We start from the raw sequence: 24,454 nt of genomic DNA, 5'->3' as shown, positions 1-24,454 counted from the left end.
GCGCGTCGGCCGACGTGCGAAGACCCGACGTGCGCGGATCCCGACGTGCGCGGCCTACCCCCGTGCGGCCTCCTCGATGATCTCCACGACGGCGTCGGGCTGCGAGAGGAAGGGGGAGTGGCTCGTGTTCAGACGCCGCACCGTCGACCCCGCGCGTGCGGCCAGACCGACCTGGGCGGGCTCGGGGAAGATCGCGTCCTGCTCGGTGACGATGTAGGTGCTCGGCTTCGTCCGCCACGCCGCGCCGGTGAGCGGCTCCTGGAAGGCGAGCACACTCTGCGGCTTCAGCCGCGCGACGGCGGCCTCGGCCGCGCTCGGCTCGACGTCGGCGAAGAAGAGGGATGCCGCGGGCTCCTGCTCGGTGCCGGCGGTCGCGGTCGGTCCGTCGACGACCCACCACGACGGGGCGACCCCGCCGACGGCGCCGAGGAGCGATTCGCCCTCGTCGAGCACGAAGGCGGCGACGTAGACGATGTGCTGGACGGCGTCGTCCGTTGCCGCCTGCGTGGTGGGCACGCCGCCGTAGGAGTGCGCGACGACGACGACGGGTCCGCCGACGGCGGCGATCGCGTCGCGCACCGCGTCGGCGTCATCGGAGAGGTGGAGCCCCTCGATGCGTTCGGCGTGCACGGTCGGGAGGTCGAGGGTGCGCACGGCCCACCCGTGCTCCTCGAGCCGCGTCTTCACGAGGTCCCACGCCCAGGCGCCGTGCCAGGCGCCGTGCACGAGCAGGATGGTGGGGCGTTCGGACATCGTCGTCTCCTCGATCGGGTGTCCGGGCCGCTGCGCCCGGAGCTCCTCGCACCATAGACGTGAAGGCCCCCCGGACGCAGTGGCCGGAAGCGCAGAATGCTGGCGCTGCGCGCAATCGAGCCCTGTCCGCCCGCGTCGTGTTCCGCGACACTGGGTGCATGGATCAGAGCCTGCACTTCGTCACCCTGTCGACGCCCGACCTCGACGCGACGCGACGGTTCTACGGCGACGGCCTCGGCTGGACCGCGCTGGTCGACGTCGAGGAGGAGGTCGTCTTCTTCCAGGCTGCGCCCGGCCTCGTCCTGGGTTTCTTCGACGCCGACAAGTTCGAGCAGGACCTGGGGCGCGAGCGGCCCGGCTCCGGCGTCGAGGGCGTGGTGCTCGCGCACAACGTCCCGGATCGCGAGGCCGTGGCATCCGTGCTCGAAGCCTTCGAGAACGCGGGTGGGACGATCCTCACACCCGCTCGGGACGGGGCGTTCGGGGGGATCTTCCACGGACACGCGGCGGATCCGAACGGCGTCGTGTGGGAGATCGCGCACAACCCCGGGTGGCGCATCGCGGCAGACGGCACGGTGGTCTTCGCTCCGCCGGAGTAGCGTTCGCTCATGATCGCCCCTTCGCATCCGCCGGCGTCGGTCACCGTCCAGGGCAGCACGCGTCATCTGGCGCGCGGCGAGGACTACGACTACTTCTGCGACGTCGTGGCGCCCGTGTACGTCGGGGTGCGGCCCGACCGGCCGGCGGGCGTCTTCGCCGCCGACTTCGCCCTGTACGACTTCGGCGCGACGGGCTACGGAGTGCTGACGACCCCGCCGGTGTCTGCGCAGCGCGACCGGTCGGCGATCGCCCGCCTGTCGGATGACGCGCTGTTCCTCAACTTCAGCCGCGCGCCGTGGGTCGTCGAGCACCTCGGCCGGCGCTGGACCGTGCCCGGCGGGGTGCCGTTCCTGCTGGACAACAGCATGCCGTTCCGCATCGTGGTGGACCCCCGGCGCACGCTGCGGCTGCATTCGCTCCGCATCCCGCGGGGCCTGCTGGCGCGCGAGGATGTGGTGCGGATCGACGAGCGCGTGCGCGCGACGGCGGCCGGTGCGGTGCTGGCCGCCCAGGCGGGGCTGCTCGCGACGGTCGTCGAGGAAGGGCGGCTGGCGGCGGCTCCCGCCATGAGCGACGCGGTCGTCGCGCTGCTGGACGCGGTCGACTCCTCCGAGGACGCGCCTTCTGCCGACCGGCTGCGCGTTGCCCAGACGTCGGCGCGGGAGCGCCTCGGTGACCCGACGTACTCCGTCGACGCCCTCGCGCGCGCGATGGGATGCTCGCCGCGCACCGTGCAGAGCGTCTTCGCGGCCCACGGGCAGACGTTCGCGGCCTGGCTGCGCGACGAACGGCTGCAGCACGCCCGTGCCCTCCTGGTCGACCCCGCCTGGCAGGGGCGCACCATCGCGGCGGTGGCCGCGGCATCCGGTTTCGCCGACGTCTCCGCGTTCCACCGTGCCTTCCGCGCCCGCTTCGGGTGCACGCCGTCGTCGCTGCGCTGACGACGAGCGGGTCCGGAACGAGCGTTCAGTCAACGGATCGGTGACGATCGTCAAGAAACGCTTGACAGTTCATGAGCCATGGCTGACCATGATGTCGTCAGCACAGAGGCGTGAGGACCGGGGTCGCAGCCCCCCACGCTTCGTCGACGCCCCATCCGTCAACGAGAGGCCCGTCAATGAAGAAGAACCTCGCAGCGCTCGGCCTGCTGGCCGCCGCCGCTCTCGCGCTCGCCGGCTGCACCGACTCCGCAGCCCCGGCGCCCGCCGGATCAGCCGCCGCCACCGCCGACGGCGGCTCGGGCGAGATGACGCAGATCCGCGTCGCCGCGCTGCCCATCGCCGAGAGCGGCGCCCTCTGGGCCGCGATCGACGAGGGCATCTTCGCCGACCACGGGCTCGAGGTCGAGGTGGTCCCGGCCCAGGGCGGCGCCCAGGCGATCCCCGCCCTCATCAACGGCGACATCGACTTCGCGATCGGCCAGCCCTTCGGCCCCTTCCGTGCCAGCCTGCAGAACCTGGGTGCGGTCATCATCAGCAACTACGCCAGCTCGCTGCCCGCCAGCGCCGACACCGACGTCAACGCGGTCGTGGCGCTCTCGAGCTCGGGCATCAGCAGCCCGAAGGACCTCGCGGGCAAGCGCGTCTCGGTCAACAGCCTCGGCGCCGCCGGCGACGTGACGATCATGAAGGCCGTCGAGGACGACGGGGGAGACCCGAAGAGCATCCAGTTCGTCGAGGTCGCGTTCCCCGACGTCCAGGCGCAGCTGGAGGCCGGCAGCATCGACGCCGGATGGGTGCCCGACCCCTTCATGTCGCAGATCGCCGGCAACGGCGGCGCGATCATCACGCACCCGTACCAGGCGACGATCCCGGGGCTCGAGCTGCTGACGAACATCACGACGCAGAAGAAGATCGACGAGGACCCCGAGCTGGTCAAGAACTACGCCGACGCGATGTCGGAGGCGCTGACGTGGGCGTCGTCGAACGAGGACGCCGTCCGCGCCGCGATCGTCGAGAACATGAAGATCCCCGAGGCGGCGGCCGCCGGCATCACCCTGCCGGTGTTCAGCCCCGAGCTCGACGTCGACAACCTGCGCACCCTGGCAGGGCTCGCCGTGGGCTACGGCGTGCTCGACAAGGAGCCCGACTTCGACGCGATGATCAAGCTCCAGTGATCTCCGGATGCCCCGTCCCCCGCGTCGCCGGGGACGGGGCATCCTCCTCGCCCTTCGCCCGAGAACACGGAGCCGGATGATGACCACGCTGGACACCCCGCAGACCACCCCGCCGTCCGCGGGGCGCGATGCGGTCGCGCCCGCCCGCACGCGACGGATGCCGAGCGCGGCGCGCAAGGCGCTGCTCGGCGCCCTGGGGGTCGTCGGCTTCCTCGCGACCTGGCAGCTGATCCCCGCGCTCGGGATCATCGACGCGCGCTACCTGCCCTACGCCACCGACACCCTCGCGCGGCTGGGGACGATGCTCGGCGACCTGGAGTTCTACCGCAACATCGGGCGCACGATGACGTCCTGGGCGATCGGCCTCGTCATCGCGCTGGTCGCCGCGGTCGTGCTGGGCGCCGTGGTCGGGCTCGTGCCGGTGCTGCGCCGCGCGACGCACACCACCGTGGAGTTCCTCCGGCCCATCCCGTCGGTGGCGCTGATCCCGCTGGCCATCCTCATCTTCGGCATCCAGCTGCCCGCGGCGCTCGTCATCATCGTCTACGCGACCTTCTGGCAGATCTTCGTGCAGGTGCTCTACGGCGTGGCCGACGTCGACGCGGTCGCCCGCGACACCGCGCGCAGCTTCGGTCTCGGACGCGCGGCGCGCTTCCGCCACCTCGTGTTCCCCACGACGCTGCCCTACCTCATGACGGGGCTGCGCCTCGGCGCGGCGGTCGCCCTGATCCTCGCCATCACCGCCGAGATGACCATCGGCGTGCCGGGCCTGGGCAACGTGCTGAACGTCGCGCGCAACGCGGGCGACAACGTGACCGTCTTCGCCGTCGTGGTCACGACGGGCCTGCTCGGCCTGCTGGTGAACCTCGTGTTCCGCTTCATCGAGCGCCGCACGCTGTCGTGGCACCAGTCCGTGCGCGGGGAGGAGGTGCTGTGACGCTGTACACGAGCACCGTCGTGACCCCCCGCCGTCGGCCGGGGGTGTGGGCCAGGGTCGGGCAGAGCACCGTGTACGCGATCGGACTGCCGCTCCTGCTCCTCGTCGTCTGGGGCGTCTGGTCGAGCGCGTCGCCGCAGATCTTCTTCCCCGATCCGATCGTCATCGTGCAGGCGTTCGTGAAGACCTGGATCGGTCCCGCGTTCGTCGTGGACGTGCTCCCGAGCCTCGGCCGGCTGGCGCTGGCGATCGTCCTCGCCGTCGTGCTGGGCGTCGCCGCCGGCATGATCATCGGCCTCACACGCTGGCTGCGGGAGCTGCTGGAGCCGACGCTGGAGTTCTTCCGCGCCATCCCGCCGCCCACCCTCATCCCCGTCTTCATCCTCCTCATGGGCATCTCCGACACCATGAAGGTCAGCGTCATCGTCGCCGGGGCGATCTGGCCCGTGCTGCTGAACACCATCGAGGGCGTGCGGGCGACCGACGCGATCATGACCGAGACGGCCCGGTCGTTCGCGCTGACGCGAGCGGAGCGCATCCGCTACCTCGTGCTGCCGGCCGCGAGCCCGCGCATCATGGCCGGCGTCCGCCAGACCCTGTCGATCGCGCTCATCATGATGGTGATCTCCGAGATGTTCAACACGTCGTCGGGCCTCGGCTACCGCATCGTCTACTTCCAGCGGAACTACCTCATCGCGGAGATGTGGAGCGGCATCCTGCTGCTCGGTCTCGTCGGGGTGCTGCTGGCCGTCATCTTCGGCTTCGCCGAGCGCCGGGTGCTGCGCTGGTACCACGGCATCAAGGAGGTAGAAAGTGCCTGACACCCTGCTCACCGTGACGAATCTCAAGAAGGTCTACGAGTCCTCGACCGGCTCGGTGGAGGCGATCGGCGACATCAGCATCACGATGCGGCGCGGCGAGCTGGTGTGCATCGTGGGGCCGTCGGGCTGCGGCAAGACGACGCTGCTCAAGTGCATCGCCGGCCTGCTCTCGCCCACCGCCGGCGTCATCGAGCTCGACGGTGCCCGCGTGACCGCACCGCCGCCCAACATGGCGCTGGTGTTCCAGGAGTACGGCCGCAGCCTCTACCCGTGGCTCACGGTGCGGGGCAACGTCGAGCTCCCGCTGCGGCACAGGGGGCTGAGCCGCGCCGAGCGCGACCGGCTGGTCGACGACGCCCTCACCGCCGTCGGACTCGAGCACGCCGGCAAGAGCTACCCCTGGCAGCTGTCCGGCGGCATGCAGCAGCGCGTGGCCATCGCCCGCGCCGTGGCCTACCAGCCCGAGGTGCTCATCATGGACGAGCCGTTCGCGGCCGTCGACGCGCAGACCCGCGCCGACCTCGAGGACCTGGTGCGACGCCTCCACCTCGAGCGGGGCATGTCGATCCTCTTCGTCACGCACGACATCGACGAGTCCGTCTACCTCGGCGAGCGCGTGGTGGTGCTGTCCAAGTCGCCGACCTGGGTGCAGGAGGACCTCGTCATCGACCTCGCCCCCGAGCGCGACCAGATCATGACGCGGGCGCTCCCGCGCTTCACCGAGCTGCGCACGCACGTCTACGAGCAGATCCAGCGCGCCAAGCGCGGCGAGGCCGTTCGGCCCGTGCGATGACCGCCGGGCAGGAGCGGGTCGCGCCCTACCGCGCGCCCCGTGAGCTCCTGCTGGCGCTGCTGGGCGATCACGTGCTCGACCACCCCGAGCGCCCCGTGCGCGCCGCCGCGGTGATCACCGTCCTGGAGGGCGCGGGCATCGCGGAGGCCGCGGTCCGCGCCTCCCTCTCGCGCCTCGTGCGCCAGGGGGTGCTGGCCTCGCAGCGTCACGGACGCGAGATCGCCTTCCGCCTCACCGCCGCCGGCGCCGCGCTCCTGTCGCAGGGCAACGAGCGGGTGCGCGGCGACCACCCCTTCAGCCCGCACGGGGGCGGCTGGACGCTCGTGACGTTCTCCATCCCCGAGGGGCGCCGCGACCTGCGTCACCGGGTGCGCTCGACGCTGACGTGGCACGGGTTCGCACCGCTGCGCGACGGCCTATGGCTGGCACCCGGAGAGGTCGACCTGCGCACCTCGCTGCTGCCCCTTACCGGCGAGCTCGACGACGGCGCCGTGATGGCGTTCCGGGCACGAGAGCTCGAGGAGTTCCCGATGGCGCCGAGCGTGCACCAGGCGTGGGACATCGAGGCCATCCGGGCGGCCCACGTCGCCTTCCTCGGCACGTGGGAGGACGTGGATGCCGCGGAGGTCGCCGTCCGCGACGCGGCGCTCGTGACGCGGATCGAGCTCGTCGCCGACTGGCTCGAGCTGCTGGGCACCGACCCGGGGCTGCCGCCGGAGTACATGGACGACGACTGGCCGGCCGCCGCATCCGCCCGCGTCTACCGCCGGCTGCGCGACGGGCTCGAGGAGGCCGCGTCGGCCGGGTTCGCGACGCTCACCGGAGCGGCGCCCGCGCTCCGCGACTGACCGTTCCGTCGGGCGCCGCCCCATCGAGCACGTAGCGCGGCCGCCCCACGAGGATCCCGATCGAGAGCTGCACCGCCAGCACCACCGCGACCAGCCCGAGCGACGCCGCCCACCCGCCCGTCAGCGTCACGAGAGCCCCGAAGGCGATGGGGCCGAGGGCGGCGAGGAGGTATCCGCCCGACTGGGCCATGCCGGAGAGCGCGCCCGCCGTCTCGTGGGTGCGGGCGCGGAGACTGAACAGGCTCATCGCCATGCCGAGCGCCGCGCCGCAGCCCAGACCGCAGACGACGGCCCAGAGCAGGAACAGCTCCGGCGCGACGATCAGCCCGACGATGCCGAGCAGGGTGACCGCGGGGATCGCCGCCGCGGCGAAGCGGGCGACCGCGCCGCGCAGCAGCAGCGGGACCACGAGCGAGCCGGCGAAGCAGAACACCTGGTAGATCATCACGTCGATGCCCGCGACGACCTCCGTGCGGCCGAGCGACTGCGCGATCGGCGCGAACCAGGTCACGAGCATGTAGAACGTCATCGACTGCAGGCCCATGTACAGCAGCACCTGCCATGCCAGCGCGTCGCGCCAGATGGTCCCGCCCACGGAGGAGCGCCGTGCCGGGGCGCGGTGCGCCGGCAGCCCGCGGGTGCACGCGATCCAGGCGATCACGGCGAAGGGCAGCAGCGCCCCGGTCCACAGCAGCGCGGCCCGCCATCCGAGCGGATCGCCCCCGGCCTCGACGTGCGAGATCGGCACGACGACGCCGGAGCCGACGGCTCCCATCCCCGCCAGGCACGCGGTGAAGACGGCGGTCACCGCGGGCACACGATCGGGGAAGTCGCGCTTGATCACGGCGGGCATCAGCACGTTGACGATCGCGAGCGACGCCCCGATCAGCGCGGTGCCCAGCCACAGGTTCGCGGTGAGCCCCGGAACGGAGCGCCATGCCGTGCCGGCGCACAGCAGGAGCAGCGCCACCAGGACGGTCCGCGACATCCCGAATCGGGCGCTGAGGCCCTGCGCGAGCGGCGAGACCAGCCCGAAGGCGATGAGCGGCACCGCCGCCAGGGCGCCGAGCGCGGCCTCCGTGGTGCCGAGGTCGGCCGAGATCTGCGCCAGCAGCGGCCCGATCCCGGTGATCGTCGGCCGGAGGTTGAGCGCGATGAGCAGCACCGCGACCAGCAGAAGGACTCGGGATGCCGCGGGCCGCGGCATCCCGAGTCCTTCGACGTCGTCAGTGGGCCTGGGCTGCAAGGGCCGCCGTGTCGATGTGCGCGATGGAGCGGGTGTCCTGGAAGGCGCGGACGCCCTCGATGCCCTGCTCGCGGCCCATGCCGGACTGCTTCATGCCGCCGAAGGGCGCACGCAGGTCGAGGCGGGTGGCGCCGTGGTCGTTGACCCAGACGTAGCCGCACACGAGCTGCCCGCCGACGCGGTTGGCCGCCTCGACGTCGGCCGTCCACACCGAGCCGCACAGGCCGCCCCACGTGTCATTGGCCAGCGCGACCGCCTCGTCCTCCGTGTCGAAGCCGATGACCGGGATGACGGGACCGAACTGCTCCTGCGTCACCACCCGCAGCGACGGGTCGGGGTTGACCACGAGGGCGGGGCGCAGGAAGTTGCCGCCCGAAAGCTCCCCGCCGGGGAGCTCGCCGTACTCGCGCACGTCGGCTCCGGCATCCTTCGCCTCCTGGATGATCTCCTCGACGAAGGCCTTCTGGGCCGGCTGGTGCAGCGGGCCCATCGTGGTGCCCTCGTCGAGTCCGTAGCCGAGGACGACCTTGTTCAGCCGCTCCTCGAGACCGGCGACGACCTCGTCGAGGCGCGAGTTGTGCACGAAGACGCGCTTCGCGTTCATGCAGATCTGGCCCGTGGTGTCGTAGATCGCCGCGTAGAGGCGGTCGAGGTGCGTGTCGTCGATGATCGCGTCCTCGAGGAACACCGCCGCGTCGTTGCCGCCCAGCTCGAGGGTCACACGGGTGAGCGTGGAGGACGCCATCTCCATGATCCGCTTGCCGCCGTTGACGCTGCCGGTGAAGCACACCTTGGCGACGTCGGTGTTCTTGATGAGGCCGGCCATGTTCTCGTCCTTGCCGGTGACGACGTTGAGCACACCCGCGGGGAGCTTCTCGGCGATGCGCTGCACGACGCGCGTGGTGGCCAGCGGAGCCGAGGGCGGCGGCTTCACGATCGCGGTGTTCCCGGCCAGCAGCGCGTGGGGGAGGGCGGCGCCGAGGATCGCGATCGGCCAGTTGAACGGCACGATGACGGTGACGACGCCGAGCGGCTGGTAGGCCACGGTCGTCTCGACCGGGATCATCCCGGGCACGACGGGGAGCGTCTTGCCCGTGTCGACCTCGTCGGCCAGCATCAGGGCCAGGTTCCAGCGGATCTCGAGCACGAGGGCGTCGACCCACGACTCCATCCGCACCTTGCCGTTCTCCTGCGACAGGATCGCCGCGTCGGCGTCACGGTCGTCGGCGATGCCGGCGATGGCCTCGGTCATCTTCGCCGCGCGCTCCTTCGCGCTGAGCGCGGCCCAGGCGGGGAACGCGGACTTCGCGGCGGCGACGGCGTCGGCGACGTCCTCGGCCGAGGCGGAGGCGGCGTGGCCGACGACGGCGCCGGGCTTGCCCGGGTCGGCGATGGCCAGGGTGTCATCGGTGTGGCGCTCCTCGCCGCCGATGTACAGCCCGGTGCGGACCTCTGTGGTCACGGTGTCACTCATCAAGCACTCCTCTGTGCGGAAATCGGGTGAAGCGGGGGGATCGGGGTGTCCGGGTGGATCTCGTGGGCTTCATTGCACCATTCATTCACCGACATGAAAAGGAGAAACTAGTTCTCCTTCACGACCGGGGTGCCGTGGGTGTGGAAGCTCTCGATCGTCTTCATGCCCCAGGCCTGGCCCTTCTTGCGCTCCTCCGCACTCCATTCGACGACCGGCTGGTCGGGGTCGAGCAGCAGGCGGGCGCCGGCGTTGGCGAACTCGATGCGGTTGCCGCCGGGCTCCCACACGTAGAGGAAGAAGGTCTGGTTGATCGCGTGCTTGTGCGGCCCCGACTCGATGTAGATGCCGTTCTCGAGGAAGATGTCGGCGGCCTTCAGGATGTCCTCGCGGGTGTCGGGGGCGAAGGCGATGTGGTGCAGGCGGTCGCCGTGCTTGGTCCAGTCGTCGGAGTAGACCACGTCGTACGACTTGTTGTTGAAGTGGAACCACCACGCCGCGTAGCCGCCGCCGTCGATGGCGATGCGCTCGCTCTCACGACCGCCGAGGGCCTCCGCGATGAACTCGCCGTTGGCGACCACATCCTTGGCGAGGTAGTTGATGTGGTCGAGGCGGCGGGCGTTGACGCCGTGGCCGGGGAAGGCCGAGGCCTGGTTCTTCAGCGCCGGCTTGTCGTCGGTGGCGACGTAGCGCTCGGTCTCGTAGTAGATGCCCATCGCGTGCCCATCGGGGTCGCGGAAGCGGTAGGTCGGACCGGTGCCCTGCTCGCCGTCGACCCAGCCCTCGCCGAGGCCGAATCGGTCGATGGCGGCGACGCGCCGTTCCAGCGCCTCCTGGCTCGACGCGCGGAAGGTGGTGAGGCCGACTCCGGCGTCGGACGACGCGGTCAGCTTGATCGTGAACTGCTGGTACTCGTCCCACGTGCGGAGGTACGTGGAATCGCCGTCGGTGCCGACGATGCGCATCGCCAGCAGGTCGTGGAAGAACCACAGGCTCTTGTCGAACTCTGCAGTCAGCAGCTCGACATTGCCGATGTGGGCGACGTCGAAGGAGGTGGAGGCGGTCATCGGGGGTCCTCTCGGGAGGGGGTCGGGGCGGGTGCGGATGCCGCGGGTCGGGGGTAGACGGTGCCGTCGAAGATCTTGCGGGCCGTGCGCAGCGACGAAGACGACGCCGTCCACAGGCCGTCGGCGGCCCGCAGCACGCGCACGCGCGCGGGGAAGACGCCGCTCGGGTGCTCGATGCCGAGCGGCGCTCCCTCATCTGCGGGCAGGTCGGCGAGGTCGTGACCGACGGCTCCGGGGATGCGGATGCCGGCGGCCACGGATGCCGCCATGAGCACCCCGATCGCGGTGTGCACGCGCGAGGGGATGAAGGCACGGGTCGAGATCGCGCCGCCGCGGCGGGGCGGGGAGAGCAGGAGCATCTTGGGAACGGTCGCCGTCGCGGCATCCGTCACTCCCATCAGCTCCGCGGCGGCGAGGCGGACGCGCTCGATCGAGGCGGTCAGATCCGCGCGCCCCTCGAGCTCCTCCGGCGACTCGTCGCCGTCGACGTCGAATTCCGCGGCGTCGAGCAGCACCACCGGCATCCCGTTGTCGATCAGGGTGACGCGGTGGCCGTCGAGCTCCTCGGCGACGCGGCCGGTGGGCAGCACGCCGCCCTCGCCGCGCACCTCGAGCTCGATCGGTGCGGCGGTGCCGGGCACGCCGTCGATCGCGGCGTCGCCGGCGTAGTCGACGCGGCCGCCGGGCGTGGCGAAGCGGGCGTCGGCGATGTCGCCGGTGTTGAGCAGGCGGATGCGGGCGGTCGTCTGCTCGCCGCCCGCCTCGATGAGTCCGCGCTCGAGCGCGAAGGGTCCGACGGCGGCCAGCAGGTTGCCGCAGGTCTGAAGGGTGCCCACGGTCGCCTCGGCGATGCCGACCTGCAGGAAGAGGTAGTCGAGGTCGACGTCGGCGCGGTCCGATCGGGAGACGATCGCGACCTTGCTCGTGAGCGGATGCGCGCCGCCGAGACCGTCGATCTGGGCGGGGTCGGGGGAGCCCATGATCCGCAGCATCAGATCGTCGCGCTCGGCCGGCTCGGACGGCACGTCGCCGGCGAGGAAGAACGCGCCCTTCGACGTGCCGCCGCGGAGCACCATGCAACGCACGCCGTCGCGGTCGGCGTCAGTCATCCTCGGCCTCGAACTCCGCCTGGGTGACCACGCGCACGCCGAGGTCGGCGATCACCGGGCGCAGGGCGTTGAGGTCCATCGAGATCTCTCCGGCGCGATAGCGCTCGCGGTTCGCGGCCTCGCGGTCGACCCGGGCCTGGGCGGCCTCGAGCGTGGCGGCCGCCCGGGCGCGCGGCACGACGGTGACGCCGTCGTCGTCTGCGACCACGATGTCGCCGGCGCAGACGCGCACGTCGTGGAGCAGCACCGGCACGTTCACCGAGCCCGCGGTGTCCTTGACGGTGCCCTGGGCGCTGACGTGGGCGGTCCACACCGGGAAGCCCATGCCCCGCAGCTCGGCCGTGTCGCGCACCCCGCCCGTGGTCACGTAGCCGCGCACCCCGCGCACCTGCATCTGGGTGGCCATGAGGTCGCCGATGAAGCCGTACGGGGAGTCGGTCACGGGCACGACGACGATCACGTCGCCCGGCTGCGCCTGCTCGATGGCGACGTGCACCATGAGGTTGTCGCCGGGCGCGGCCTGCACCGTCACCGCGCTGCCGGCGATCGCGGTACCCGATTGCAGCGGACGGATGCGCGGACCGGCGTAGCCGATGCGGCCCATCGCCTCGTGGACGGTCGCGGAGCCGAATGCGGCCAGGGCGTCGACGATCGCGGCATCCGCTCTCGCGATGTCGGTGACGATGACGGGGCCGGCTGTCACGCCAGCACGTCCGTGACCTGCGGCAGGTAGCGCATGTACGCCTCGCCCATGGTGTCCACGGGCAGGCCGAGGTTGGGTCCGGCGTTGCGCTTGACCTGCACCCCGCGGCGGACGGCGAGAGACGTGTAGTACTCCCACATGTGCTTCTGCGCGGGCAGGCACTCCATGGCCTTGCGCTTGAGCGGGAACGCAGCGGTGATGTCCAGCAGCACGTTCGGCTTGAAGTCGGACTGCTCGGGCTGATGCGGCTCGAAGAAGAACACGGGCGGGGCGCCGATGATGTCGTCGGTGCCGGGGTAGGTGCCGTCGGAGTTCGCCACGCCGATCGCCTGGGCGAGCACCCGGGCCTGCAGGGCCATCCGCGCGGCCGCGGGGTGATCGCCGTTGTAGGGGTCGGTCAGCGGGTGGGTGAGCACGACGGTCGGCTGCACCCGGCGGTAGACGTCCACGAGCTTCTCGACGGTCGCGGTCGTCTCCAGGAGCGGGTAGTCGCCGGCATCCAGGAACTCGATGTCGGCTCCGAGGGCGGATGCCGCCGCCGTCGCCTCGTCGCGACGGATCGCCTTGATGTCCTCGAGCGACTTGCCCTGCAGCCACTGGCTGGCGGACTCGCCGCGCTCACCGTAGGAGAGGCAGACGACGTGGGCGCGCTCGCCCCGCTGGGTGGCGGCCGCGATCGCGCCGCCGGCGCGCCAGACGAAGTCGCCCGCGTGGGCGCTGACCACCAGAAGCGAGGGGGCTGTGTCTGCCAAGGGGGCTCCTGTCGCGCGGCGTCCGTGGTCGCCCCGAGGGGCGTGCTCGGCGGCGAGCGGCACGGTGCTCACAGGCAACCACACCCCTGGCGTAATGGTCAAGATTTTGGTTACAATTCTGGCTACCGCAGATGACTATGGACAGAGGTATCTGACCTCCGGTTGCCGCGGACGGCACCATCCGACGAAGAAGTGGAAGGGAACACCCATGGCCGACAACCTGCAGCAGGTCCTCGACGAGGCCGGCGACACGGTTCAGCACCTGCGCAACTCGCCGCTGGGCACCTACATCTACCCGGTGGTTCCGGCGGAGTTCAGCAACTGGCGGCGCGAGCAGAAGTCGTGGCGCGAGACGGCCGTGCTCTTCGACCAGTCGCACCACATGGTCAACTTCTTCATGTCGGGCCCCGACGCGCTGAAGCTGCTGTCGGACACCGGCATCAACAGCTTCGCCAACTTCCCGCTCAACACGGCCAAGCAGTTCGTGCCGACCGCGTCGAACGGCGGCGTCATCGGCGACGGCATCCTCTTCCACGAGGGGGAGGACGAGTACGTCTACGTCGGCCGCGCCCCCGGGGCGAACTGGCTGCAGTTCCACGCCGAGACCGGCGGCTACAACGTCGACACCCGCTACGACGACCGCTCCCCGTCGCGGCCCTACGGCGCCGCGGTGAGCCGCGAGTACTACCGCTTCCAGATCCAGGGTCCGAACGCGTGGGCGATCATCGAGAAGCTCAACGGCGGCACGCTGGACAAGGTGCGCTTCTTCCACATGGGCGAGATGACGATCGCCGGCGAGAAGGTGCGCACCCTCCGTCACGGCATGGCCGGCGCTCCCGGACTCGAGCTGTGGGGACCGTACGAGCAGCACGGCAAGATCCGCGACGCCATCCTCGAGGCCGGACGCGAGTTCGGCATCGAGCCCTGCGGCTCCCGCGCCTACTCCTCCAACACCCTCGAGTCGGGTTGGATCCCGTCGCCGCTGCCGGCGATCTACTCGAGCGAGGCCGAGCGCGCGTACCGCGAGTGGCTGCCCGCGAACAGCTACGAAGCGATCAACGCGCTCGCCGGCTCGTTCGTCTCGGACGACATCGAGGACTACTACCTGAACCCCTGGGAGCTCGGCTACGGCTCGTTCGTCAAGTTCGACCACGACTTCATCGGCCGCGAGGCGCTGGAGAAGGTCGATCCCGACGCCCAGCGCAAGAAGGTCACCCTCGCGTGGAACGACGAGGACCTCGCCAAGCTCCTGACCACCCCGATCGACCGCGACGGCACCGGCTACCAGGTCTTCGACCTGCCCAACGCGAACTACGGCTCGTCGAACTACGACGCGGTCATCGACGCGAACGGCGACACCGTCGGCCTGTCGCTGTTCACCGGCGTGACGGCGAACGAGAAACGCGGCCTGTCGCTGGCCACCGTGAACCCCGACGTGCCCATCGGCGCCGAGGTGCGCGTGGTCTGGGGCGAGCCCGACGGCGGATCCCGCAAGACCACCGTCGAGCCGCACGAGCAGCTCGCCGTCCGCGCCGTCGTGAGCCCCGTGCCCTACGCCGTCACGGCCCGCACCGAGTACCACGGCGGATGGCGCACCGCCGCAGCCGCCGTCTGACGCGCAGAAGAGGAGGGGGCGGATGCCGCGGCATCCGCCCCCTCCTCTGTCGTCGGCGATCGCGACTCGGACGACCGATCGCGCGTCAGCCGTTCGCGCGATAGACCGTCCGCGCGTAGTCGTGGTACGGCGCGGGGGCGACCGTGGCGCGGATCTCGACCTGCCGGTGGGCGGCGTCGACCGAGTGCTTGCGCGAGATCGGGTCCTCGCCCCACACGACCACGACCTCGGTGCCGTCGGCGATGTCGACGTCGAGCGTGGCCAGCGACATGTACAGCTGGTCGAACGCGATGTAGCCCGCGTCGGTCGAGATCCCGACCGGTGTGCCCTCGTGGCGCACCTCGTCCATCTGGTAGAGGCCGTAGCGGGCTTTGGGGAACTCCAGGAACTTCGCGGGGATGCCGGGCTCGACCTGCGAGCGGACGATCGCCGCGACGTCGTCGGCGTTCCACAGCAGCGTGACCTTGCGGCGCTCCGGGTCGGCGGCGATGCGCTCGAGGGCAGCCCGGCCGTGGAAGTCGTGGTCGAAGCGCACCGAGCGTCCGAGGCCGAGGTCGAACGGCGTCATGTAGTAGTCGTGGATGTCGTCGGACTGCAGGGAGCCGCCGAGGTTGCCGATCCGCGCCGCGGGCAGCCACTCCCGGTACTCGGCGAAGTCCTCGTCGAAGATCGCGGGGAAAGGCGTGGGCACCCATCCGGACTCCAGGGGCGTCGAGGAGTACGCCTTCGCGCCGACCCGCCGGATGCCGAACTCCTCGCCGGCGTCCATGATGGCGTCCCGCACCGTCTCGTTGTCCTCCCACGGCCCGAAGAACTCGAAGCCGGGCTGACCCGCCATGCCGTGACGGAGCGCCTTCACCGGACGACCGGCGATCGTCACGTCGCCGATGTGGAAGAACTTGATGTCGGGCGCGGGTCCGCCGAAGAGCTTCTCCATCACCCGGTCGGCCTCGGGGCCCTGCAGCTCGTAGCGGTAGAAGGTCGGCGGCCCCTGGCGCATGTGCGAGTTCGGGTCGAGTCGGTGGTGCACGTCCCTGCCGGCGGCCTCCGCCCTCTCGGCGTTGAAGCGCACCCAGTCGATGAGCATGTGGTGCCCGACGAGCACGAGCCCCTCCTCACCCTCGGCGATGTTGAAGAGGATGCCGTCGCCGATGAGATAGCCGTCCTTGTTCACCGAGATGAGCTGCTTCGCCACCCCGGGTCGGAACGTGCCGAAGGTGTTGGGCGAGATGCCCTCCAGCATCGGGATGAGGTCATCGCCCCAGAGGAACAGCTGCGTCATGTGGTGCGACTGGTCCATCAGCGCGACGCTGGTGTTCCAGGCCCGCTGCTCGTCGCGCCAGTTCGTGAATTCCGGCGCGACCGGGAACGTGAACGCCGGCCAGTTCTGGTTGCGCAGCAGTTCGACGGCTCCGCCCGCGCGGGTGATGGCCTCGGCCAGGGATTCGTTCGTCATCATCGACCTTCCTGTGGGTGGGGCCAGCGTACGAGCGCCGCGTCCTGCGTCGCGGGCTCGATTCCGTTGAACGGAAAGACGAGCGGATGCCGCGGCCTCCGCTCGCCGGTCGACCAGGCCGGGCCCGCGGCGTCCGTTGCGTCGCGACCCCTTCGCGCCCCGACCCCTTCGTGCCGCGACCCCTTCGCGAGACGTCGCAACACGCCGTCCGACGACGCGAGGGCGCGGCGTGTTGCGACGTCTCGCGGGGACGACTCGGCCGCTCGTCGATCGGGCCGGTCCCGCGGCGACGACTCCGGCCGCGCGTCGATCAGGCCGGGCCCTCGGCGTCCCCGTGGATCGCGAAGAACTCGCCGTGGGTGCCGCGCACCGCGTCGGCGGTGGTGGTGAACAGCCAGTCCAGCGCGGTGAGCTGCTGCGTGGTCGCGCGCCGGTACAGGCACACGTCGACCGAGGGCATGGCGAGCGGCAGGGGCTGCACGGTGAGCGGCCAGCTCCGCGCCCAGCCTTCGGCGATCGTGTCGGGCGCGGTGGCGATCAGGTCGGGCGCGGCCGCGAGCAGGGAGGGGAGGGAGGCGAAGTGGGTGAGCACGACCTCGGGGCGGTAGAGCGCGCCGGCGCGGCGCAGGGCCGCCTCCAGGGAGGGGCGCCCGGAGTCGCCGCCGACGACGACATGCTGCGCGGCGATGTAGTCCTCGAGGGTGAGGTCGCCGCCGCGCGCGAGCGGGTGGTCGTCCGACATGAGCACGGCGTAGCCCTGGCGCTTGAGCACCGTGTGCTCGAAGTCGCCGGCGACGGGTGACGACGTGATGGCGAGGTCGACGGTGCCCTCCGACAGCCAGTCGGGGAGGGCGGCGACGTCGAGGGCGACGGTCTCGAGGCGGAGATGCGGAGCCGCCCGCCGGACGGCGCGGTGGATGGCGGGGAAGTAGCCGATCTCGCCGAGCTCCGAGACGGCGAGACGCGACCGGCGCGTCGACACCGCCGGATCGAAGCCGATCGCGCCGTCGATCGTCCGGTCGATGCCGGCGAGGGCGTCGCGGAAGCCGGGGAAGAGGGTGACCGCGAGCGGGGTGGGTTCCATCGCGCGCCCGACGCGGGTGAACAGCGGATCGTCGAGGTCGCGGCGCAGGCGCGCCAGCGCCTGGCTCACGGCCGGCTGTGTGACGAAGAGCCGCGAGGCGGCGGTCGTGAGGCTGCGGGTCTCGTGGACGGCGACGAAGACGCGGAGCAGGTTCAGATCCATGACGGCCGGGCTCACGCATCCTTTCGTCTCGATAAGCGATGCTTATGCGCGATCGTAGGCCGCATGCGCTGTCATGCATAGCATCGGAGAGTCGGAACAGTCGGAACGAAGGAGTCCCCATGACCGAGTCGCTCGCCGCCGCCATCGCCCGCGCGGGTGGTGCCGTCAGCCTGCTGCGCAACGCGCAGGCACGCCCCACCGTCTTCCCGGTGACCCCGGAGTTCAGCAACTGGCGGTCGGAGCAGCGGTCGTGGCGCGAGTCGGTCGCGCTGCTGGACCAGTCCCACCACATGACCGACCTCTTCCTCACGGGTCCGGACGCGCTCCGGCTCCTCTCGGACGTCGGCGTGAACAGCTTCGCGACCTTCGCGGTCGACAACGCGAAGCAGTTCATCGCCGTGAACCACGAGGGTTACCTCATCGGCGACGCCATCCTGTTCCACCTGGCCGAGGACTCCTTCGACCTCGTCGGGCACCCGATGGTCATCGATTGGGTGCAGTACCACCTGGAGACGGGCGACTACGACGCCACGGCCGAGCGCGACGGCAACTCCCTGGTGCGCGAGGGCGACCCGCGCCTCTACCGCTACGAGCTGCAGGGACCGCGCGCGCTCGAGCTGATGGAGCGGCTCATCGGCGGACCTGTGCCGCAGACGAGGTTCTTCCACATGGCGACCTTCACGATCGACGGGCTCACCGTGCGGTCGCTGCGCCACGGCATGGCAGGGCAGCCCGGCTTCGAGCTGTTCGGGCCGTGGGCGGAGGGCGCGCGCGTGCGGGCGGCGATCGTGGCGGCCGGCGAGGAGTTCGGCCTGGTGCCGGTCGGGGCGAAGGCCTACTCGTCGGCGAACCTCGAGTCGGCCTGGGTGCCGTCGCCCCTGCCGGCCATCTTCACCGGCGAGGGCACGGAGGCGTACCGCGAGTGGCTGCCCGCCGCGCGCGCCGGATCGCTCGCGGGGTCGCTGGACTCCGACGACGTCGAGGACTACTACGTCACGCCCTACGACCTCGCGTACGGGCGCAGCGTCGCCTTCGACCACGACTTCATCGGACGCGCCGCCCTCGAGCGGCATGCCGCAGCGCAGCGCCGCACGAAGGTGACGCTCGTGTGGGACGAGGACGACGTGGCCGCGGCCGTGCGCACGCTCCTCGAGCCGGGCGTGCCGGCCAAGTACATCGACTTCCCGAAGGCGCGGTACGGGCTCTACCAGGTGGACCGCGTGCTGATCGACGGCGCCGACGTCGGCATCTCGCACGACGCCGGCTACATCACCAACGAGCACGCGTTCGTCTCGCTCGCCAGCATCGACGTCGCGTACGCCGCACCGGGCACGCCGGTCGAGGTCGTCTGGGGCGAGGACCCGAACTCGCAGAAGCCCGCCGTCGAGCCGCACCGGCAGGTGCGGATCCGCGCCACCGTGCAGCCGGCGCCGTACTCGGCCTTCGCCCGGGAGAACTACCGGAAGGCCTGAGTCGCGTCGGGACGGATGCCGCGGCTAGGGCAGTTCGCGGAGGGCCGCGACGACGCTCCGCAGGTGGGTGCGCACGGCCTGCTCCGCGGCATCCGGATCCTTCGCGACGATCGCGTCGATGATCGCCACGTGCTCCTGCACCGACACCTTCGCGCGGAGGGGACGCCCGGAGAGCTTGAACTGGTGACGCACGCTCTGCGCGTGCAGGCGCGCCAGCACCTCCGCGGCGGTGGCGTGCCGGGCGAACTCGCGCGTGCGCTGGTCGAGCAGCTGGTTCAGCCGGGAGTACTCGGGGAGGTCGCCCTCGGCGACGGCGCCGAGCATGTCGGCGCGCAGGTCGAGGAGTTCGGCGATCTCGCTCTCGCCGACCTGTTCGGCGGCCTTCGCGGCGCACAGTCCCTCGACGCCCATACGGACCTCGAGGATCTCGATGGCCTCTTCCAGCGAGATGGCGCGCACGCGTGAGCCCTTGTTCGGCATCCGCTCGACGAGACCCTCGCCGGTGAGAGCGAGCAGGGCCGTGCGCACGGTTGCGCGGCTCGCGTCGAAGGCGGCGCTGAGGTCGGCCTCGATGAGGCGCTGGTTGGGCGCGTAGTCGCCGCGGACGATGGCTGCGCGGATGCGGTCGGCGGCCGTCTCGCCGGTCGCGGTGTCGCCTGACGCGAGATCGGTCTCGCCGGACGCGGGCTCGGGGGCCGTCTTCAGGACGGCGTCTGCGATGGCGGCCACTGCGCTCCCTCCGGCCCGCGGGGCGGGCGTCCGCGGATCGAGACGCCCGGCGTCGCCGGGCATTCGAGCCACTATTGTCGACAATACTCGGACAGTCCAGCGACCGAAGGAGGTCGGATGCGCGTCGCAGTGCTCGGACTCGGCGAAGCGGGCAGCATCTACGCGGCCGACCTGGCCGCCCGCGGATCGACGGTGACGGGGGTCGATCCCCGCGTGCGGGCGGAGCTGCCGGGGGTGCGCCAGGTGCCGACGATCGCCGACGCGGTCGACGGCGCGGAAGTCGTGCTGAGCCTCGTCGGCGGTGAGGCGTCGACGGCGGCCATGGACGAGGCGCTGCCGGCGATGGCCGACGGCGCCCTCTTCGCCGACCTGAACACGAGCCACCCCGACACCAAGCGCGCTCTGGCGGCGCGGGCGGCCGGGCGCGGCATCCCGTTCTCCGACGTCGCCATCCTCGCGCCCGTCGGCCGCGCGCGGATCGACACCGACCTGCTCGTCAGCGGGGTCGCGACGCCGCACCTGCTCGGCGCGCTCCGCGGCGTGGGGATCCCGGCCGCCGATGCCGGCCCCGACGCCGGGGCTGCGGCCGAGCGGAAGCTGCTGCGCAGCGTCTTCATGAAGGGCGTGGCCGCGCTCGTGTTCGAGAGCGCCACCGCCGCCGAGAAGGTCGGCGCACGCGACTGGGTGATGGGGCAGATCGCCGCGGAGTTCGGCGACGGCGGCGAGGAGCTCGTCGAGCGGATGCTGGAGGGCACCCGTCGGCACGCCGTGCGCCGTGCGGCGGAGATGCGCGAGGTGCGGTCCTACCTCGGGTCGCTCGAGGCGGCGCATCCGATGACCGACGGCACGATCGCCTGGCTGGAGCGGATCGCCGCCGACCCCACCGGCCACTGACCGCCCCCGCGCTGCGCTCCCCGCTCACCGAGCGGGAAGGCCCTAGGCGTCGCCCCAGACCCGGCCGGCGATCGCGACGGCGGCGTCGATCTTCGCCCACTGCTGGTCGGCGGTCAGCTCGTTGCCCTCCTCGGTCGAGGCGAAGCCGCACTGCGGGCTCAGCGCGAGCTGGTCGAGGGGCGCCACCTCGGCGGCCTCCTCGATGCGGCGGACGATGTCGTCGGCCGACTCCAGGTCACCCGTCTTGGTCGTGATGAGCCCGAGCTCGACGACCTTGTCGCCCTTCGGCAGGAACCGCAGCGGCTCGAAGCCGCCGGAGCGCTCGTTGTCGTACTCGAGGAAGTAGCCGTCGAAGGCCGTCTCGCCCAGCAGCTGCTCGGCGACCGGCTCGTAGCCGCCCGACGAGATCCAGGTCGAGCGGAAGTTGCCGCGGCACACGTGCGTCGTGACGACGAGGTCGTCGGGCTTGTCTCGCAGCGACGCGTTGATGAGACGCGCGTAGCGCTCGGCGAGGTGATCGGTGCGGATGCCGCGCTCGGCCGCCTTCGCGAGCTCGACGTCGGAGCAGAGGTAGGCCCACGCGGTGTCGTCGAACTGCAGATAGCGGCAGCCGGCGTCGTAGAAGGCCTGGACGGCGGAGCGGTAGGTCGCGGCGAGATCCTCGACGATGTCGTCGCGGTGGTCGTAGGGCGAGCCCGCGAGCGCCTCGGCCTCCAGGCGGAAGTCGAGCACCGTCGGCGCGGGGATGCTGAACTTCGGCGTCACGCCCGCGGCCTCCGCGACCGGCTTGAGGAAGCGGAAGTGCTCGAGCATCGGGTGGTCGTCGGGGAAGCCGACGGGACCGTCGATCTTCAGGCCGCGCGGGCGCGTCTGCACCCCCTGGAACTGGATGCCGTGGTCGAGCTCGACGACCTCGACGCCGTCCAGCATCCCGAAGAAGTCGAAGTGCCACCACGACCGGCGGAACTCGCCGTCGGTCGCGACGCGGAGCCCGGTCTGCGCCTGGCGCGCGACCAGGGCCGTGATCGCCTCGTCCTCGACGGCGCGCAGCTCGGCGGCGTCGAGCTCTCCGGCGGCGAACCGGGCGCGGGCGGACGAGACGGCCTCGGGCCGCAGGAAGCTGCCGACGATGTCGGCGCGGAACGGGGGGTTCACAGACATGCCGCTCACGATAGTCGAGCGTCACGGACGCCCGGCCGGGGGAGTCCCCGCGTTACGGCGCCGCGGCGCCGGCGCGCGCCTCGAGGTATTCCATCGATCGCACCGACGACGTCACGAGCGGTCGGAAACGCCCGCCGGGGAGGGCTCCGGGATGGCTCGGGGGGAGGGACGCCGCGCGCATCGCCTCCGTGATCGCGTGCGAGGCGCGCGTCAGCAGCTCGATGTGGGCGAGCGGGTCGGCGCCGTCGTTGGGCACCACCACGCCCATGGCCGCGATCACGTCGTGGTGGGCACCGTAGACCGGCACGGCGATGCCGCGCGACTCCTCGTGGACGTGCCCGTCGCAGACGGCCCACCCGCGTGCCCGCACGTCGCGGAGGGCCGCGGTCAGTTCGGCCGGCGTGCACAGGGTCGCGGGCGTGTAGCGGATGCGCGGCGCGGCGAGCACCCGCTCGAGCACCTCCGGTCCGGCGTGGGCGAGCAGCACGAGGCCCGACGACGACACGTGCAGGGGGATGCGCCCGCCGATGAGGGTGGCGTTGACGACGGCGTCGCGCGCGGAGAGCCGGTCGAGGAACAGCACGTCCGTGCCGTTGAGGACGCCGAGCTGCGCGTGCTGACGCACGCGCGCGTGCAGCGACTGCAGGTGCGGGCGCGCGAGCTCCCGGAGCCCCAGGGCGCCGGGCGTGCGGCAGGCCATCTCCCAGAGCCGCACGCCGAGGCGGTAGGTGCGATCGGGGAGCCGCTCGACGAGCCCCTCGCGCTCGAGCTCCGCGACGAGCCGGTGCGCGGTGGAAGCCGCGAGCCCCGCGCGCGCCGCGATGTCGGAGAGCGTCAGGAACGGATCGGCGGCGTCGAAGGCCTCCATCACCCGCAGGTGCTTGCTGAGCACGGACTCGCCGCCGGATGCGCGCGCCATGGGTTCCTCCTCGGCCGGGGCATCGTCGCGCCGGCCTCAGGAAAGCGTAGCCACCGGTTCCGTTGAACGGAATCAGGCAGGAAAGCGGATGCTCCCGCCCCCTACGGTCGACGCACCGCTCCTGCTCATCGGATCACGAACCGGCAACCATTCCGGTTCTCAAGCCAAAATCGTTGACAATCTTGGCCCCGATCCATAGTTTCGACCAGAGCGGACGTTCGGTCCGACGACCCGCTGCAACGACGCCATACGGGAGAGGTGACGCATGGCCGCCCGGCTGAGCCTGAAAGACGTGAACCTCCGCTTCGGCGGCATCTCCGTCCTGCACGACGTGTCGTTCGACGTCGAGCCGGGAGCGATCTTCGGTCTGGTCGGTCCGAACGGCGCCGGCAAGACGTCGCTGTTCAACTGCATCAGCGGCCACTACCGGCCGAGCTCCGGATCCATCACCATCGACGGCGACGAGGTCATCGGCCTCGCCCCGTCGAAGCTCGCCCGTCGCGGCCTCGCCCGCACGTTCCAGCATCCGGCCCTCCAGCTCAAGGCGTCCGTCCTCGAGAACGTGCTCCTCGGCGGGCACACGCGCCTGCCGGGCGGCCCCCTGTCGTGGTCGGTGCGCCTCCCCGCCACGGGGAGGGCCGAGAAGTCGCTGCGCTCCGAGGCGCGGGGGCTGCTCGAGCGCGCCGGGCTCGACTGGGCGGCCGACGTGCCCGCCGACGAGCTGAGCCACGGCCTGCACAAGGGCATCGAGCTGTGCCGGGCGCTGCTGCTGAAGCCGGCGCTCCTGCTGCTGGACGAGCCGGCCGCCGGCCTCTCGCACGCCGAGGTCGAGCACTTCATCGAGACCGTGCGGCGCCTGCGCGCCGAGGACGACATGACGGTCGTCATCGTCGAGCACCACATGGGGCTGATCTCCGCCCTCACCGACCGGGTGGTCGTGCTCGACCACGGCCGCACGCTCCTCGAGGGCACGGCCGCGCAGGCACAGTCCGACCCGCGCGTGATCGAGGCCTACCTCGGCAAGGATGCGGCCGATGACGCTGCTTGAGCTCGAGGAGGTGACGGCCTCCTACGGACCCGTCCAGGTGCTCGAGGGCGTCTCCCTCAGCGTCCCCGAGGGCGGGGCGGTCGGCATCCTGGGCGCCAACGGCGCGGGCAAGACCACCACCCTCCGCGCCATCAGCGGCATGGTGCGCGCGGGCGGGCGCATCCGCTTCGACGGCCGCGACATCCGCGGGCTCGGCCCCGACCGCACCGCGGCGCTCGGCATCGCACACGTGCCCGAGGGACGCGGCACCCTCACGCAGCTGACCGTCCGCGAGAATCTCCGCGTCGGCGCGTACCTCCGCAAGGACCGCAAGGCGATCCCCGCCGACATCGACTACTGCCTCGACCTCTTCCCGCAGCTCAAGGAGCGCATCGGCTCGCAGGCCTCGGCCCTCTCCGGCGGGGAGCAGCAGATGCTCGCCGTCGGCCGGGCGTTCATGGCGCGCCCCCGCCTGCTGCTGCTCGACGAGGCGTCGCTCGGACTCGCCCCCTCGACGGCGAAGAACGTCTACGACGCGATCCGGCGCCTGCGGGTGGAGTCGGGCATCGCGATGCTCATCGTCGAGCAGAACGCCAACCTCGCCTTCACCCTCGTCGACACGGCCACCGTGCTGGAGACGGGCCGCAACGCCCTCACCGGCACCTCGGCCGAGCTCAAGGGCATGGACGAGATCCGACGCGCCTACCTGGGAGGCTGAC

General features: G+C 71.5%; 24 protein-coding genes. 12 read left to right on the top strand and 12 right to left on the bottom strand.

What is annotated here, in order from left to right:
- Positions 1 to 54 precede the first annotated feature (54 nt).
- Entirely contained in the window at positions 55 to 753 is a 699-nt protein-coding gene (locus CVS47_RS15505) for an alpha/beta hydrolase (protein WP_127096893.1), read from the bottom strand.
- A 158-nt stretch (positions 754 to 911) separates the two neighbouring features.
- Between CVS47_RS15505 and CVS47_RS15500 the strand changes: the two genes are divergently transcribed.
- The 7 genes from CVS47_RS15500 to CVS47_RS15470 all read left to right on the top strand — a co-directional run bounded on the left by CVS47_RS15500 (position 912) and on the right by CVS47_RS15470 (position 6,868).
- Positions 912 to 1,352 (top strand): VOC family protein, encoded by a 441-nt coding sequence (locus tag CVS47_RS15500; RefSeq protein ID WP_127096892.1) that lies wholly within the window; start codon positions 912 to 914, stop codon positions 1,350 to 1,352.
- A gap of 9 nt (positions 1,353 to 1,361) precedes the next feature.
- Entirely contained in the window at positions 1,362 to 2,294 is a 933-nt protein-coding gene (locus CVS47_RS15495) for a helix-turn-helix transcriptional regulator (protein ID WP_127096891.1), read from the top strand.
- 176 nt (positions 2,295 to 2,470) lie between these two features.
- On the top strand, positions 2,471 to 3,469 hold the full coding sequence (locus CVS47_RS15490; protein ID WP_127096890.1) for an ABC transporter substrate-binding protein: 999 nt from the start codon (positions 2,471 to 2,473) through the stop codon (positions 3,467 to 3,469).
- Between the two features lie 79 nt (positions 3,470 to 3,548).
- A complete protein-coding gene (locus CVS47_RS15485; RefSeq protein ID WP_241240191.1) occupies positions 3,549 to 4,406 on the top strand; it encodes an ABC transporter permease in 858 nt (285 codons plus the stop codon).
- Positions 4,403 to 5,227 carry an ABC transporter permease gene (locus CVS47_RS15480; protein WP_127096889.1) on the top strand — a complete coding sequence of 275 codons (825 nt, stop codon included), beginning with the start codon at positions 4,403 to 4,405 and terminating at the stop codon, positions 5,225 to 5,227. The genes CVS47_RS15485 and CVS47_RS15480 overlap by 4 nt, the downstream gene beginning before the upstream one ends.
- Positions 5,220 to 6,020, top strand: coding sequence for an ABC transporter ATP-binding protein (locus CVS47_RS15475; protein ID WP_127096888.1), 801 nt, complete (start codon positions 5,220 to 5,222; stop codon positions 6,018 to 6,020). The genes CVS47_RS15480 and CVS47_RS15475 overlap by 8 nt, the downstream gene beginning before the upstream one ends.
- Positions 6,017 to 6,868 (top strand): PaaX family transcriptional regulator, encoded by an 852-nt coding sequence (locus CVS47_RS15470; RefSeq protein WP_127096887.1) that lies wholly within the window; start codon positions 6,017 to 6,019, stop codon positions 6,866 to 6,868. Before CVS47_RS15475 ends, CVS47_RS15470 begins: the two co-directional genes overlap by 4 nt.
- Here the strand turns inward: CVS47_RS15470 and CVS47_RS15465 are convergent.
- The 6 genes from CVS47_RS15465 to CVS47_RS15440 all read right to left on the bottom strand — a co-directional run bounded on the left by CVS47_RS15465 (position 6,837) and on the right by CVS47_RS15440 (position 13,216).
- Entirely contained in the window at positions 6,837 to 8,075 is a 1,239-nt protein-coding gene (locus CVS47_RS15465) for an MFS transporter (RefSeq protein WP_127096886.1), read from the bottom strand. The two genes, CVS47_RS15470 and CVS47_RS15465, sit on opposite strands and share 32 nt — an antisense overlap.
- A gap of 19 nt (positions 8,076 to 8,094) precedes the next feature.
- Positions 8,095 to 9,588, bottom strand: coding sequence for an aldehyde dehydrogenase family protein (locus tag CVS47_RS15460; protein WP_127096885.1), 1,494 nt, complete (start codon positions 9,586 to 9,588; stop codon positions 8,095 to 8,097).
- Positions 9,589 to 9,695: 107 nt separating this feature from the next.
- Complete coding sequence (locus tag CVS47_RS15455; RefSeq protein ID WP_127096884.1) at positions 9,696 to 10,652, bottom strand: VOC family protein; 957 nt, start codon at positions 10,650 to 10,652, stop codon at positions 9,696 to 9,698.
- A complete protein-coding gene (locus CVS47_RS15450) occupies positions 10,649 to 11,761 on the bottom strand; it encodes a PrpF domain-containing protein (protein ID WP_127096883.1) in 1,113 nt (370 codons plus the stop codon). The genes CVS47_RS15455 and CVS47_RS15450 overlap by 4 nt, the downstream gene beginning before the upstream one ends.
- Positions 11,754 to 12,464: a 4-carboxy-4-hydroxy-2-oxoadipate aldolase/oxaloacetate decarboxylase gene (locus tag CVS47_RS15445; RefSeq protein WP_127096882.1), complete on the bottom strand. Its 711-nt coding sequence runs from the start codon at positions 12,462 to 12,464 to the stop codon at positions 11,754 to 11,756. The genes CVS47_RS15450 and CVS47_RS15445 overlap by 8 nt, the downstream gene beginning before the upstream one ends.
- On the bottom strand, positions 12,461 to 13,216 hold the full coding sequence (locus CVS47_RS15440; protein ID WP_127096881.1) for a PIG-L deacetylase family protein: 756 nt from the start codon (positions 13,214 to 13,216) through the stop codon (positions 12,461 to 12,463). Before CVS47_RS15440 ends, CVS47_RS15445 begins: the two co-directional genes overlap by 4 nt.
- Positions 13,217 to 13,424: 208 nt before the next feature.
- Between CVS47_RS15440 and ligM the strand changes: the two genes are divergently transcribed.
- Positions 13,425 to 14,831: a vanillate/3-O-methylgallate O-demethylase gene (ligM, locus tag CVS47_RS15435; protein ID WP_127096880.1), complete on the top strand. Its 1,407-nt coding sequence runs from the start codon at positions 13,425 to 13,427 to the stop codon at positions 14,829 to 14,831.
- 85 nt (positions 14,832 to 14,916) lie between these two features.
- Here the strand turns inward: ligM and CVS47_RS15430 are convergent, their stop codons facing one another.
- Together CVS47_RS15430 and CVS47_RS15425 are read right to left on the bottom strand one after the other, a co-directional pair.
- Positions 14,917 to 16,290 carry an aminomethyltransferase family protein gene (locus tag CVS47_RS15430; protein WP_206502670.1) on the bottom strand — a complete coding sequence of 458 codons (1,374 nt, stop codon included), beginning with the start codon at positions 16,288 to 16,290 and terminating at the stop codon, positions 14,917 to 14,919.
- 307 nt (positions 16,291 to 16,597) lie between these two features.
- Positions 16,598 to 17,548, bottom strand: a complete 951-nt coding sequence (locus tag CVS47_RS15425; RefSeq protein WP_127096879.1) for a LysR family transcriptional regulator — start codon at positions 17,546 to 17,548, stop codon at positions 16,598 to 16,600.
- A 104-nt stretch (positions 17,549 to 17,652) separates the two neighbouring features.
- Here CVS47_RS15425 and CVS47_RS15420 point away from each other — a divergent pair, with 104 nt between their 5' ends.
- Entirely contained in the window at positions 17,653 to 19,005 is a 1,353-nt protein-coding gene (locus tag CVS47_RS15420) for an aminomethyltransferase family protein (protein WP_127096878.1), read from the top strand.
- Between the two features lie 24 nt (positions 19,006 to 19,029).
- Here the strand turns inward: CVS47_RS15420 and CVS47_RS15415 are convergent, their stop codons facing one another.
- On the bottom strand, positions 19,030 to 19,734 hold the full coding sequence (locus CVS47_RS15415; RefSeq protein ID WP_241240190.1) for a GntR family transcriptional regulator: 705 nt from the start codon (positions 19,732 to 19,734) through the stop codon (positions 19,030 to 19,032).
- 117 nt (positions 19,735 to 19,851) lie between these two features.
- On the opposite strand from CVS47_RS15415, the gene CVS47_RS15410 reads away from it, so the two are divergent.
- Positions 19,852 to 20,628 (top strand): NAD(P)-dependent oxidoreductase, encoded by a 777-nt coding sequence (locus CVS47_RS15410; protein ID WP_127096876.1) that lies wholly within the window; start codon positions 19,852 to 19,854, stop codon positions 20,626 to 20,628.
- Between the two features lie 42 nt (positions 20,629 to 20,670).
- On the opposite strand, the gene CVS47_RS15405 is transcribed toward CVS47_RS15410, so the two are convergent.
- The gene (locus tag CVS47_RS15405) at positions 20,671 to 21,789 is read right to left on the bottom strand and encodes a 5-methyltetrahydropteroyltriglutamate--homocysteine S-methyltransferase (RefSeq protein ID WP_127096875.1); all 1,119 of its coding nucleotides are present in this window, start codon (positions 21,787 to 21,789) and stop codon (positions 20,671 to 20,673) included.
- A 52-nt stretch (positions 21,790 to 21,841) separates the two neighbouring features.
- Complete coding sequence (locus tag CVS47_RS15400) at positions 21,842 to 22,708, bottom strand: IclR family transcriptional regulator (RefSeq protein WP_127096874.1); 867 nt, start codon at positions 22,706 to 22,708, stop codon at positions 21,842 to 21,844.
- 265 nt (positions 22,709 to 22,973) lie between these two features.
- On the opposite strand from CVS47_RS15400, the gene CVS47_RS15395 reads away from it, so the two are divergent.
- Together CVS47_RS15395 and CVS47_RS15390 are read left to right on the top strand one after the other, a co-directional pair.
- Positions 22,974 to 23,756, top strand: a complete 783-nt coding sequence (locus CVS47_RS15395; protein ID WP_127096873.1) for an ABC transporter ATP-binding protein — start codon at positions 22,974 to 22,976, stop codon at positions 23,754 to 23,756.
- A complete protein-coding gene (locus CVS47_RS15390) occupies positions 23,743 to 24,453 on the top strand; it encodes an ABC transporter ATP-binding protein (RefSeq protein WP_127096872.1) in 711 nt (236 codons plus the stop codon). Before CVS47_RS15395 ends, CVS47_RS15390 begins: the two co-directional genes overlap by 14 nt.
- Position 24,454 lies beyond the last annotated feature (1 nt).

It is taken from the genome of Microbacterium lemovicicum, from assembly GCF_003991875.1.
GTDB classification, from domain to species: Bacteria; Actinomycetota; Actinomycetes; order Actinomycetales; family Microbacteriaceae; genus Microbacterium; species Microbacterium lemovicicum.
Note: the sequence above shows the minus strand (reverse complement) of the source record. Positions and strands in the feature narration are given on the sequence as shown.

Bases quoted from the DNA above. Each gene is read 5' to 3' on its own strand.
- CVS47_RS15505 (WP_127096893.1), bottom strand. From the start codon at position 753: ATGTCCGAACGCCCCACCATCCTGCTCGTGCACGGCGCCTGGCACGGC.
- CVS47_RS15500 (WP_127096892.1), top strand. From the start codon at position 912: ATGGATCAGAGCCTGCACTTCGTCACCCTGTCGACGCCCGACCTCGAC.
- CVS47_RS15495 (WP_127096891.1), top strand. From the start codon at position 1,362: ATGATCGCCCCTTCGCATCCGCCGGCGTCGGTCACCGTCCAGGGCAGC.
- CVS47_RS15490 (WP_127096890.1), top strand. From the start codon at position 2,471: ATGAAGAAGAACCTCGCAGCGCTCGGCCTGCTGGCCGCCGCCGCTCTC.
- CVS47_RS15485 (WP_241240191.1), top strand. From the start codon at position 3,549: ATGACCACGCTGGACACCCCGCAGACCACCCCGCCGTCCGCGGGGCGC.
- CVS47_RS15470 (WP_127096887.1), top strand. From the start codon at position 6,017: ATGACCGCCGGGCAGGAGCGGGTCGCGCCCTACCGCGCGCCCCGTGAG.
- CVS47_RS15465 (WP_127096886.1), bottom strand. From the start codon at position 8,075: ATGCCGCGGCCCGCGGCATCCCGAGTCCTTCTGCTGGTCGCGGTGCTG.
- CVS47_RS15460 (WP_127096885.1), bottom strand. From the start codon at position 9,588: ATGAGTGACACCGTGACCACAGAGGTCCGCACCGGGCTGTACATCGGC.
- CVS47_RS15455 (WP_127096884.1), bottom strand. From the start codon at position 10,652: ATGACCGCCTCCACCTCCTTCGACGTCGCCCACATCGGCAATGTCGAG.
- CVS47_RS15450 (WP_127096883.1), bottom strand. From the start codon at position 11,761: ATGACTGACGCCGACCGCGACGGCGTGCGTTGCATGGTGCTCCGCGGC.
- ligM (WP_127096880.1), top strand. From the start codon at position 13,425: ATGGCCGACAACCTGCAGCAGGTCCTCGACGAGGCCGGCGACACGGTT.
- CVS47_RS15430 (WP_206502670.1), bottom strand. From the start codon at position 16,290: ATGATGACGAACGAATCCCTGGCCGAGGCCATCACCCGCGCGGGCGGA.
- CVS47_RS15420 (WP_127096878.1), top strand. From the start codon at position 17,653: ATGACCGAGTCGCTCGCCGCCGCCATCGCCCGCGCGGGTGGTGCCGTC.
- CVS47_RS15410 (WP_127096876.1), top strand. From the start codon at position 19,852: ATGCGCGTCGCAGTGCTCGGACTCGGCGAAGCGGGCAGCATCTACGCG.
- CVS47_RS15405 (WP_127096875.1), bottom strand. From the start codon at position 21,789: ATGTCTGTGAACCCCCCGTTCCGCGCCGACATCGTCGGCAGCTTCCTG.
- CVS47_RS15400 (WP_127096874.1), bottom strand. From the start codon at position 22,708: ATGGCGCGCGCATCCGGCGGCGAGTCCGTGCTCAGCAAGCACCTGCGG.
- CVS47_RS15395 (WP_127096873.1), top strand. From the start codon at position 22,974: ATGGCCGCCCGGCTGAGCCTGAAAGACGTGAACCTCCGCTTCGGCGGC.
- CVS47_RS15390 (WP_127096872.1), top strand. From the start codon at position 23,743: ATGACGCTGCTTGAGCTCGAGGAGGTGACGGCCTCCTACGGACCCGTC.